We start from the raw sequence: 10,109 nt of genomic DNA on the forward strand, positions 1-10,109 counted from the left end.
ACGTCAGGGCGGAACCCTAGGTGGCCGTTACCGCAGCAATGGATATGTACACAATCCAACTGTGTTGACTGCCAGGCCGCCTTCGCGAGCAAGCCCGCTCCCACAGTTTTGACCGCAGGGTGTGAGGTAGATAAACATTGGCTGGCAGGCCGCCATCGCAGGCAAGCCAGCTCCCACAGTTGGATCCAGGGGTGTCAGCCCGACCCTACGCCTTGATCAACGCCACAAACGCCGCACACGCAGCGCTGCGATACGCGCTCTTGCGGCTCAACAAGGCCGCAGTGCGCTGCGGCAACGCAGGCTCGATCGCCACGGCATGCAGGCCCGCCTGGGCCTCAGCCAGTGCCCGGGGCAGGATAGTTGCCAGGGGCGTGCTGCGTACGATCTCGATAATCGCACTGATGGAATTGGCCTCCATGGCAATCTGCGGTTTAACCCCTTGCCGGTGGCAGTAATCGTCGATATAGCGGCGGGTGGCAAAGCCTGTGTTCAGCAGCACCAGAGGCTGTTCGAACCACGCCCGTTGATTGCGTTCGGGGTGACTGGCACTGACGACCAGGCTCAACTCTTCGACAAACAGCGCCTCACAGTCGATCTCCAACCCATGCTCGCCGGTAAAGCCGATGCCGATATCCAGCAGGTCCTCACCCAGCGCGGCTTCGATACGGTCCTGGGTCAGTTCATCGACGCTCAGGGTGATGCCGGGGTACAGCGCATTGAACCGTGCCAGCAGCGGGCCGATCAGGTAGGCAGTAAAGGTCGGCGTCATGGCCAGGCGCAAATGCCCTCGGCGCAGGTCCTGCACGTCGTGTATCGCACGGGTGCCGGCCTGTAGGTCCTGCAAGGCTAGCCGCGCATAACGCACGTAGGCTTGCCCCGCGTCGGTCAGACTGATGCTGCGCCCAGTACGGTCCAGCAATGGCGCGCCCAGGTTTTCTTCCAGTTGCTTGATCTGCTGCGACAAAGTCGGCTGCGACACGTGCAGCGCCTCGGCAGCCCGCGTGAAGTTGCGATGCTCGGCAACGGCCAGCAAGTAACGGATATGACGCAACAGCATGGGCAGCGCTCCAACTATAGGCATAACTTATAGACAGCATCATAAAACAGTCTTGGACGCTATAGCCGAAAACTTCCATCCTTGCCCCATCAGCGACGCAAGGAGAACCACCATGCAGCATCTCATCGACGGCTTTCGCAAATTCCAACGTGAAGCCTTTACCCCTCGCAGTGACTTGTTCAAACACCTGGCGACCACGCAAAACCCCGGCACCTTGTTCGTGTCCTGCTCTGACAGCCGCGTAGTCCCTGAGCTGTTGACCCAGCAGGAGCCCGGTGATCTGTTCGTCATCCGCAATGCCGGCAACATCGTGCCGTCCTACGGCCCGGAGCCGGGAGGCGTGTCGGCCACGGTCGAATATGCCGTGGCGGTGCTGGGCGTCAGCGATATTGTGATTTGCGGGCACTCGGACTGCGGCGCGATGACTGCAATCTCTACCTGCAAATGCCTGGACCACCTGCCCGCCGTGGCCAACTGGTTGCGCCATGCCGAGTCGGCCAAGGTGATCAATGCAGCCCGTACGCATATCTCGGACGCTGCCCGCCTGGATGCCTTGGTGCGCGAAAACGTGGTCGCCCAACTGGCTAATCTCAAGACTCACCCCTCGGTCGCCCTGGCGCTGGAACAAGGCCGGATGAACCTGCATGGCTGGGTGTACGACATCGAAACCGGCGGCATTGGCGCTTTGGACGGGCACACCGGGCGCTTCGTCTCCCTGCTCGACCACCCCAGCACCCGCGCCCACGCCGCCTGACCCCTATTCAACCCAAGAGGACCTCATCATGTTGCAATCCCAATTCGCCCAAACCCCACGCCTGGCCCTGGCCGACACCGTTATCGACCTCAAGGCACGCAAAAACCTGTCGTGGCAGGACCTCACCGACGGCACCGGGCTGAGCCTGGCGTTCGTCACCGCCGCCCTGCTCGGCCAGCACCCGCTGCCCAAGGAGGCGGCCGACATCGTGTGCGGCAAACTAGGCCTCGACGAGGACGCCAGCCGCCTGTTGCAAAGCGTGCCCCTGCGCGGCAGCTTCCCGAGCGGTGTGCCGACTGACCCGACCATGTACCGTTTCTACGAGATGCTGCAGGTCTACGGTTCCACCCTCAAGGCCCTGGTGCATGAGCAGTTTGGCGACGGCATCATCAGCGCCATCAACTTCAAGCTCGATCTCAAAAAAGTCGAAGACCCGGACGGCGGCTCCCGTGCGGTCATCACCCTGGACGGCAAATACCTGCCGACCAAACCCTTCTGACTTGCCGCCAACCGTCTACGCTCTTGGCACACCAACAAGAACGAGGGACGGGTAAATGAAGAGACTGCTCCGACTCACCTGGCTGCTGCTGTTGTGTTGCAGCCAGGTGCATGCCGCCACGGCACAGGAAGCGGATGCCCAAGCCGCCAAGGCCTTGCTGGAAAAGGCCTTGGCGTACTACCACAAGCAAGGTGACAAGGCCTTCGCTGCCTTCAGCCGTCAGGGCGAGTTCATCGACCAGGACCGCTATGTGTTTGTGGTCGATACAAAAGGCGTGCTGCTGGCCAGTGGCGGGCCCTCCTCCGCGCTGATCGGTCGCGACGTGTCCGAGGTGCTCGGGCCCGACCTGCAAGCCTCGTTCAAACAAGCCCTTGGCGTGCCCGAAGGCCAGGGTATCCAGCAGGCTGACTATCGCTGGCAGAACTGGAATGACGGCAAGGTCGAACACAAGCATGTGTTTTATCAACGGGTGGGTGAACGCATCCTGGCGGTCGGTTATTACCTGCCGCGCGCCACGCCGGAACAGGCACGGGCGCTGCGCAACAAGGCGGTGGAGGCGTTGGTCAAGGATGAAACCGGCACGCTCAAGGCGATCAACTCTTTGCAGGGCGGCTTCCTGCAAGATGATCTCTACGTATTCGTGGTGGACCTGAACACGCGGCGCTACGTCGCCCACGGCACCAACCTGCGTCTGATCAACACCGATTTCGCCAAGATCAAGGATCCGGATGGCAAACCGGTGGGTGTGCCGATCCTCAAGATGATGGACGAACAGGACCAGGGCGAATACAAATACCGCTGGAAAAACCCGGTGACGGGCAAGGTCGAGAACAAGCATGCGTATGTGCGCAAGAGCGGGCATTTCATGGTAGCGGTGGGTTACTACAGCCCCTGATCCAAGATTTGAACTGCAATAAAACGGTGGGCGGGGGCAGCGCTTTTTTTGTAGGAGCGAACTTGCTCGCGAAAAACTCAAAGGCGCCGCGCTCACTCAGAAAGCCCGCGTTATCGTTGACATTTTTCGCGAGCAAGCTCGCTCCTACAGAGGGCGTTTAACCGTTATTGGGCCTTGTCTTCACGGCCGCGCAGCACTCGGTTGGGCATCGCTATCGCAGCCGCCAACCCCAGCAGCGACACCGCCGCACTCACCATCAACAAATGCCGGAACGTCACCGCCAACTCGCCGCGCAACGCATCCTGCGCCGGGCCGGGTGCCGCGTTGAGGCCGTCGAGCAGTACGTTGCCGGAACTGCCTTCGGCCATCAGTGCGCCGCTTGCCAGATGGGCGAAACTGGAATCGTGCAACAGCGCCAGCAGCAACGCCGACATGCAGGCCACGCCCACTGCCCCGCCCAGGGAGCGAAACAGGTTGGTGGTGCTGGTGGCCACACCAATATCCCGTTGCTCCACCGAATTCTGTGTGCCCACCAGCGAGGTGGGAAATTGCATGCCTGAGGCGATGCCGCTCAACAGCATGAAGATCGCGGTGAACGCCACCGCCTGGGGCGCGCTGTAGGCCATGCCGAGGATCGCCAGGGGGCTCAACAACGCACCGCTGAGGATCATCGGTTTGTAGCGGCCGGTCACCGAGGTCATGCGCCCGGCGAAATACGCGCCCATCGGCAAGCCCATCGCCAAGGGCAGCAAGTGCAGGGCCGCGCTGTCGGCACCGGCGCCGGTCACGGTCTGGTAACGCAGGGGCATCAGCACAGTCAGGGAAATCGCCTGGAAGCTGGTGATGAAAATCGTGCACCAGCACAACACCGCGCTGTGGTTGGCAAACAAATGCATGGGCAACAACGGTTCCCGCGCGCGGCGTTCGTGCCACACAAACGCGCTCAAGGCCAACAGGGCACAGGCCAGCAACCCCAACACTTGATCGTCATGCCATGAATGGCCCTGGCCGATTTCGGTGATGCCCAGCAACAAGGCGGTGAGGCCGATGATCATCAGCACCGTGCCGAGGTAATCAATGATGGGCTTGCGCTGCGGCACCGGCAGCCCCACCAGGGTGCGATGGGCCACGTACCAGGCGCCGGCACCCAGTGGCAGGTTGATCAAAAACACCCAGCGCCACGACAGGTACTCGGTCATATAGCCGCCCAACACCGGCCCGGCCACGCTGGCCACCGCGTACATGCTGCTGAAATAGCCCTGATAACGCCCACGCTCGCGGGGAGGGATGATGTCGCCAATGATCGCCTGGCTCACCGAGACCATCCCGCCTGCGCCGATACCCTGCAGCACCCGCGCCAGCACCAGTTGCTCCATGCTTTGCGCCAGGCCGCAGAACAGCGACGCCAGGGTGAACACGCCCATGCCGATCAGCATCATGGGCCGACGCCCATACAGGTCACCGAGCTTGCCGTAGATCGGCACCGCCACGGTCATCGCCACCATGTAGCCGGAGATCACCCAGGCCAGCAGGTTGACGTCATGGAACTGCGCAGAAATGGCCGGCATGGACACGGCGACGATGGTCTGGTCCAGGGCGCCCAGGAAGATCGCCATCATCAGCGCGACCAGGATACTGCGCACGGCGGGAACGGTTGGAGCGGGCTGATTGAGGTGTGTCACGGCAGAACCTTCGAGCAGGGCCCACAGGCAACGGTCACCGGTGGGAATGCTCGATACGATAGCAGGCTATTCGATAGGCTCGTAAGGAAGGCCGACGTAATTTTCTGCGATGGTTTTGCGCCCGGCCTGGGAGTGAATGAAATAGTCCAGTTCGCTTTCGCAAATGCGCTGGCTGAAGGCGTCCGCCTGTGGGAATTGATGCAGCATCGAGGTCATCCACCAAGAAAACCGCTCGGCTTTCCACACCCGGCGCAGGCAGATGGCCGAGTATTTTTCCAGCAAGTCCAGGCGCCCTTCGCGGTACACCTTGAGCAAGATGCGGAACAAGGTGCTCACATCACTGGCCGCCAGGTTCAAACCCTTGGCGCCGGTGGGCGGCACAATGTGCGCGGCATCGCCGAGCAGGAACAGACGCCCGTACTGCATGGGTTCCACCACAAAGCTGCGCAGCGGCGCGATGCTTTTTTCGATCGAGGGCCCGGTCACCAACTGCTCGGCCAAGGAGTTGGGCAGGCGGCTTTTGAGTTCATCCCAAAAGCGTTCATCCGCCCAGTCTTCCAGCTTCTCTTCGGCCGGCACTTGCAGGTAGTAACGGCTGCGGGTCGGCGACCGCATGCTGCACAGCGCAAAACCCCGCGTATGTTTGGCGTACACCAATTCGGCATGTACCGGCGGCGTGTCGGCTAGCACGCCCAGCCAACCGAAGGGGTAGACCCGCTCGAACACCTTCAGCGCTTGCGCCGGTATCGTCTGGCGGGCCACACCATGGAAACCGTCGCAGCCGGCAATGTAGTCGCACTCCAGGCGGTAGGCTTGGCCTTCGTGCTCGAAGGTCAGCCACGGCTGTTCACTTTTCAGGTCATGGGGTTGAACATTGGAGGCTTCGTACAGGGTGATGGCACCGGCGGCTGCGCGGGCGGCCATCAGGTCTCGGGTGACCTCGGTCTGGCCGTAGATCATCACCGACTGGCCTCCGGTCAAGCTCTTGAGGTCGATGGAGGTGAGTTGGCCATTGAGGACGATTTCAAACCCGTCGTGCACCAAACCTTCGGCGTCCATGCGTTGGCTGACCCCGGCTTCGCGCAGCAGGTCGACCATGCCTTGTTCCAACACCCCGGCGCGGATACGGCCTTGTACGTACTCGGCGCTCTGGCGCTCTAGAACAAGGGTTTGGATGCCAGCGTTGTGCAACAGCTGGCCGAGCAGCAATCCGGAAGGACCGGCGCCAATAATGGCGACTTGAGTTTTAAGGGTTTTCATTATTTTTATGGCCTTCAAGCTTCACGCGAACGTATGGAGTGAAAGAGTTGTCATTGCTCTTATGGCTGACATTTTTCACTTGAGCGAGCCGCATAAGAAGGTGAAAACTGCGTCAAAACCTGTGCTTTTCGCCAATCGGGGCGATTACCGAACCATTATCCTGAGTATCGGATTGAAACCATGACCAAAACCGCGATTCCGGTCTTCAAGCTTTACGGGGAAAGCCAGCAGTGGCCGACTCCCGATTTGTTGCACTGCGAAACCATTTCCCGGCGCAGTCGGGAATACCAGTGGGAAATCCAGCCCCACCGGCACGCGGACCTGTGCCAGTTGCTGTATGTGCACAAAGGCCAGGCACAACTGGAAATCGAAGGCCAGCGCACCACGCTTAACGAGTCGAGCCTGCAAGTGCTGCCACCGCTGTGCGTGCATGGCTTTCGTTTTTCCGAAGATGTGGAAGGGTTTGTGGTAACGCTTTCGGCGCCGCTGGTCAGCCACTTGCAGGCGCAACTGGGCTCCACCGTCGATGGCCTGCACACACTTGGCAGCTACCCGGCGGGCAAGGACAGCGATTACTTGAACAGCCTGTTCGTACGCTTGCAGGACGAATACGCCGATGACCAACCGGCACGGGACATGATGCTGCACGCCCTGGTCAGCGTGTTGCTGGTATGGGTCAGCCGCCAGGCGATCCAGCGCCGCCATCCACGCGCTCCGCGGGGTCGTGAGTACTTTCGGCGGTTTACGCAACTGGTCGAACAGCATTACCGCGAACACCCGAAGATTGAAGACCTGGCCCACAAGTTGGGCATCTCGGTCTCACACTTGAACGGGACGTGTCGGGAATTGGGTGGGCAACCGGCGTTGCAGATCATGCATGACCGCCAATTGCTGGAAGCCAAGCGCCTGCTGACCTACACCAGCATGACCATCAACGAGATGTCCGAAGTGCTGGGCTTTTCCGACCCCACCAACTTTTCACGGCTGTTTCGCCGCAGGGTCGGGTTTTCACCCAAGGCGTTTCGTGAACAACTGAAGGCCGAGCAGCCTACCTGAGTGCACTGAAACTGCCGGTGCGGGGAACGCATTGGTCCTGATGGCAACTGATGGCGAACGCCGCCGGCTGCATGCGTGTTTGCTCAACCCGATAGGCGGCAGTCCCATACAGCGCTGTCGCCAATGCGCAGAGGGTGAAAATGGTCAGGTACTTTCTGGTTTTGATGCTCATGGCACAGACCTCTGAACGGATCTACAGGGTGCTGTTTAAAGCATAGGTCAACTTGCCATGATGCGATGCCATTCAGCGCGCTTATTTCAGCTCACAGCCCGCCGTCCCAGACAGGCTCCTCGGGGAAGCGCAGCACCAGGAAATCCAGGAGGCTGCGCAGCGCCGAGGGCATGTGTTTGCGGGAGGCGTACACCGCATAGATATTCATCTGGCGTGGCTCGGCGTGCGGCAGCAAGCGTACCAATTCTCCACTGCGAATCAGTTCACCGGCCTGATAACTGGGCAGCATCGCCACCCCTGCCCCGGCCAGTGTCACGCGCATTAACGTGCTGGCCTCGTTGGCCGTGATATTGCCGTGGACCGGCACCGACACATGTTCGCCATTTTCTTCGAAATGCCACAGGCTCTTGCCGAAGTAAGAGTGGGTCAGGCAGTTGTGCCGGGCCAGGTCTTCGACTTTCTGCGGCGCCGGATGCTCGCGCAGATAGGCCGGTGTGGCGCACACCACCGAGCGGCATACGGTCAGGCGCCGGGCGATCAGGTTGGGGTCCAGATCGTTGCTGGTGCGGATCGCCAGGTCGATGCGCTCGTCCACCAGGTTCACCGTGCGATCGAGCATCTGCAAATCGACCGTCACCAGCGGGTAGCGCTTGACGTACTCGGCAATCGCCGCGCCCAGTTGCGCCTGGCCAAACGAGGTGCTGACGCTCAGGCGCAACAGGCCTCGGGGCGCGTCATCGGGCTCGCTGACGGCGGCCTGCATGTCCCCACACAAATCCAACAATTGCCGGCAACGCGGTAGCGTTTCCCCCCCGGCTGCGGTGAGGCTGAGCTTGCGCGTGGTGCGGTGCAGCAGGCGTGCGCCCACCCAGTCTTCCAGCTCGGCCAGGTAGCGCGAGACCACCGGGCGCGACAGGTCAAGGTGGTCGGCAGCGGCGGATTGGCTGCCCAGGTCCACCACGGTGACAAACACGCGCATTGCTTGAAGACGATCCATGATTTGCCCGATTTTAGAAACAAACTATGTCCCAGCATCGCATTTTTTGTCGCGTTTTATGCAACTAAGCTCTGTGCATCCCTTACCGATGGCAGGAGCTGCCCGATGTTCTCGACCTTCAAACGCTTGACCCTGGCCACCGCCGCCCTCGCCTTCGCTGCCCACGCAGCGGCGGCAGAGCTCAAACTCGACGTGTACAACCCAGGCGAAGCCGCGATCTTCCCGGTCAGCTCGGTGCTGGTGAGCGGCGAGAAAGACGCGATCCTCGTGGATGCGCAATTCGGCAAAGGCCAAGCCGAGCAACTGGTGCAGAAGATCCGCGCCAGCGGCAAGCACCTGACCACCATCTACATCAGCCATGGCGACCCGGACTACTACTTCGGCCTCGACACCCTGACCGCCGCGTTCCCCGACGCCAAGGTGCTGGCGCCACAGCCGGTGGTTGACCATATCAACGCCACCGTCGCCGGCAAGCTGGAATTCTGGGGCCCGAAAATGGGCGCCGACAAACCGGCCAAGACCCTTGTGCCGCAAGTGCTTGAAGGCCACAGCCTGACCCTGGAAGGGCAACAGCTTGAAGTGGTTGGCCTCGACGGCCCGCAGCCGGATCGCAGCTTTGTGTGGATCCCGTCGATCAAGGCCGTGGTCGGTGGTGTGGTCGTCGCTGAAAATATCCACGTCTGGATGGCCGATACCCAGAGCGCGCAATCCCATAAAGACTGGTTGGCCACCCTCAAGCGCATTGAAGACCTGAAGCCGAACACCGTGGTGCCGGGCCATTACCTGGGCACGCCGTCGCTGGCCTCGGTCACCTTCACCGCCGATTACATCAAGGCCTTCGACCTCGAAACCGCCAAGGCCAAGGATTCCGCCGCCCTGATTGCGGCCATGAAAAAACGTTACCCCACCCTCGCCGACGAAAGCTCGCTGGAACTGAGCGCCAAAGTCGCCAAGGGCGAAATGAAGTGGTGATTGGTTTTAAACCCTAACCCTGTTGGAGAACATCATGAGCAAGATCGCAATCATTGGTGCCACCGGCCGCGCCGGTAGCCAACTGCTGGAAGAAGCGCTGCGTCGCGGGCATACCGTGACCGCCATCGCCCGCAATACCGACAAGCTGGCTGTGCGCCCAGGCGTTACGGTCAAACAGGCCGATGCCCTGGATGCCGAGGCCTTGCAACACGCCATCAGCGGCAGCGACGTGGTGATCAGCGCCGCGCACTTCTCCACCCTCCCCGCCAGCGCCGTGATCGGCCCGGTGAAAAAGGCCGGCGTGAAACGTTTGTTGGTGGTCGGCGGTGCAGGTTCGCTGCTGTTACCCGGTGGCGGGCGCGTGATCGACAGCGAAGGCTTCCCGCCTGAATATAAAGCTGAGGCCAGTGCCGGAGCTGACTTCCTGGAAACGCTGCGCCAGGAAAAGGAGCTGGATTGGACCTTCCTGTCGCCATCGGCCCTGTTCGACGGCACCCAGCGCACGGGCAAATTCCGCCTGGGCACGGATGATCTGCTGGTGAACAGTGACGGCAACAGTTCGATCAGTTTTGCCGACTTCGCCATCGCCATGCTGGATGAAGTGGAAAACCCGAAGCACTCGCGCCAGCGCTTTACGGTCGGTTACTGACCCAACGCCATCAACGCTAACCACGATGCGAAGCGAGTAGCTCTTGATCTGCTTTTGATCTTGATCTTAGGCGCCCCGTCAAACCACGCTGGCCGGAATTCGACAGGGATTTGGGG

The 10,109-nt window shown here is 61.0% G+C and carries 11 protein-coding genes; 6 read left to right on the forward strand and 5 right to left on the reverse strand.

Annotated features, from left to right (window positions below; genetic code table 11):
- Positions 1 to 205: 205 nt before the first annotated feature.
- A complete protein-coding gene (cynR, locus tag DK871_RS18465) occupies positions 206 to 1,057 on the reverse strand; it encodes a transcriptional regulator CynR (protein ID WP_161906211.1) in 852 nt (283 codons plus the stop codon).
- A gap of 112 nt (positions 1,058 to 1,169) precedes the next feature.
- Here cynR and DK871_RS18470 point away from each other — a divergent pair, with 112 nt between their 5' ends.
- From DK871_RS18470 to DK871_RS18480, 3 genes are read left to right on the forward strand one after another with little or no spacing between them, the layout of a single operon-like run.
- Positions 1,170 to 1,811 (forward strand): carbonic anhydrase, encoded by a 642-nt coding sequence (locus tag DK871_RS18470; protein ID WP_161906212.1) that lies wholly within the window; start codon positions 1,170 to 1,172, stop codon positions 1,809 to 1,811.
- 28 nt (positions 1,812 to 1,839) lie between these two features.
- Positions 1,840 to 2,310: a cyanase gene (gene cynS / locus DK871_RS18475; protein WP_044273493.1), complete on the forward strand. Its 471-nt coding sequence runs from the start codon at positions 1,840 to 1,842 to the stop codon at positions 2,308 to 2,310.
- Positions 2,311 to 2,365: 55 nt separating this feature from the next.
- Positions 2,366 to 3,205: a cache domain-containing protein gene (locus DK871_RS18480; protein ID WP_161906213.1), complete on the forward strand. Its 840-nt coding sequence runs from the start codon at positions 2,366 to 2,368 to the stop codon at positions 3,203 to 3,205.
- Positions 3,206 to 3,369: 164 nt separating this feature from the next.
- Here the strand turns inward: DK871_RS18480 and DK871_RS18485 are convergent, their stop codons facing one another.
- On the reverse strand, positions 3,370 to 4,887 hold the full coding sequence (locus DK871_RS18485) for an MDR family MFS transporter (protein ID WP_161906214.1): 1,518 nt from the start codon (positions 4,885 to 4,887) through the stop codon (positions 3,370 to 3,372).
- Positions 4,888 to 4,953: 66 nt separating this feature from the next.
- A complete protein-coding gene (gene pobA / locus DK871_RS18490; protein ID WP_161906215.1) occupies positions 4,954 to 6,147 on the reverse strand; it encodes a 4-hydroxybenzoate 3-monooxygenase in 1,194 nt (397 codons plus the stop codon).
- 180 nt (positions 6,148 to 6,327) lie between these two features.
- Between pobA and DK871_RS18495 the strand changes: the two genes are divergently transcribed.
- On the forward strand, positions 6,328 to 7,203 hold the full coding sequence (locus DK871_RS18495; RefSeq protein ID WP_014717471.1) for a helix-turn-helix domain-containing protein: 876 nt from the start codon (positions 6,328 to 6,330) through the stop codon (positions 7,201 to 7,203).
- Here the strand turns inward: DK871_RS18495 and DK871_RS18500 are convergent.
- Together DK871_RS18500 and DK871_RS18505 are read right to left on the reverse strand one after the other, a co-directional pair.
- The gene (locus DK871_RS18500) at positions 7,196 to 7,375 is read right to left on the reverse strand and encodes a hypothetical protein (protein WP_003189580.1); all 180 of its coding nucleotides are present in this window, start codon (positions 7,373 to 7,375) and stop codon (positions 7,196 to 7,198) included. The two genes, DK871_RS18495 and DK871_RS18500, sit on opposite strands and share 8 nt — an antisense overlap.
- Positions 7,376 to 7,466: 91 nt before the next feature.
- Entirely contained in the window at positions 7,467 to 8,372 is a 906-nt protein-coding gene (locus DK871_RS18505) for a LysR family transcriptional regulator (RefSeq protein ID WP_161906216.1), read from the reverse strand.
- A 105-nt stretch (positions 8,373 to 8,477) separates the two neighbouring features.
- On the opposite strand from DK871_RS18505, the gene DK871_RS18510 reads away from it, so the two are divergent.
- Positions 8,478 to 9,344 (forward strand): MBL fold metallo-hydrolase, encoded by an 867-nt coding sequence (locus DK871_RS18510; RefSeq protein ID WP_161906217.1) that lies wholly within the window; start codon positions 8,478 to 8,480, stop codon positions 9,342 to 9,344.
- A 34-nt stretch (positions 9,345 to 9,378) separates the two neighbouring features.
- Complete coding sequence (locus tag DK871_RS18515) at positions 9,379 to 9,993, forward strand: NAD(P)-dependent oxidoreductase (RefSeq protein ID WP_161906218.1); 615 nt, start codon at positions 9,379 to 9,381, stop codon at positions 9,991 to 9,993.
- Positions 9,994 to 10,109 lie beyond the last annotated feature (116 nt).

The organism is Pseudomonas sp. L13, from assembly GCF_009935965.1.
Classification (GTDB): Bacteria; Pseudomonadota; Gammaproteobacteria; order Pseudomonadales; family Pseudomonadaceae; genus Aquipseudomonas; species Aquipseudomonas lactis.

What these genes read in the sequence shown, in the direction of transcription:
- cynR (WP_161906211.1), bottom strand. Translation starts at nt 1,057, where the DNA reads ATGCTGTTGCGTCATATCCGTTACTTGCTGGCCGTTGCCGAGCATCGC.
- DK871_RS18470 (WP_161906212.1), top strand. Translation starts at nt 1,170, where the DNA reads ATGCAGCATCTCATCGACGGCTTTCGCAAATTCCAACGTGAAGCCTTT.
- cynS (WP_044273493.1), top strand. Translation starts at nt 1,840, where the DNA reads ATGTTGCAATCCCAATTCGCCCAAACCCCACGCCTGGCCCTGGCCGAC.
- DK871_RS18480 (WP_161906213.1), top strand. Translation starts at nt 2,366, where the DNA reads ATGAAGAGACTGCTCCGACTCACCTGGCTGCTGCTGTTGTGTTGCAGC.
- pobA (WP_161906215.1), bottom strand. Translation starts at nt 6,147, where the DNA reads ATGAAAACCCTTAAAACTCAAGTCGCCATTATTGGCGCCGGTCCTTCC.
- DK871_RS18495 (WP_014717471.1), top strand. Translation starts at nt 6,328, where the DNA reads ATGACCAAAACCGCGATTCCGGTCTTCAAGCTTTACGGGGAAAGCCAG.
- DK871_RS18500 (WP_003189580.1), bottom strand. Translation starts at nt 7,375, where the DNA reads ATGAGCATCAAAACCAGAAAGTACCTGACCATTTTCACCCTCTGCGCA.
- DK871_RS18505 (WP_161906216.1), bottom strand. Translation starts at nt 8,372, where the DNA reads ATGGATCGTCTTCAAGCAATGCGCGTGTTTGTCACCGTGGTGGACCTG.
- DK871_RS18510 (WP_161906217.1), top strand. Translation starts at nt 8,478, where the DNA reads ATGTTCTCGACCTTCAAACGCTTGACCCTGGCCACCGCCGCCCTCGCC.
- DK871_RS18515 (WP_161906218.1), top strand. Translation starts at nt 9,379, where the DNA reads ATGAGCAAGATCGCAATCATTGGTGCCACCGGCCGCGCCGGTAGCCAA.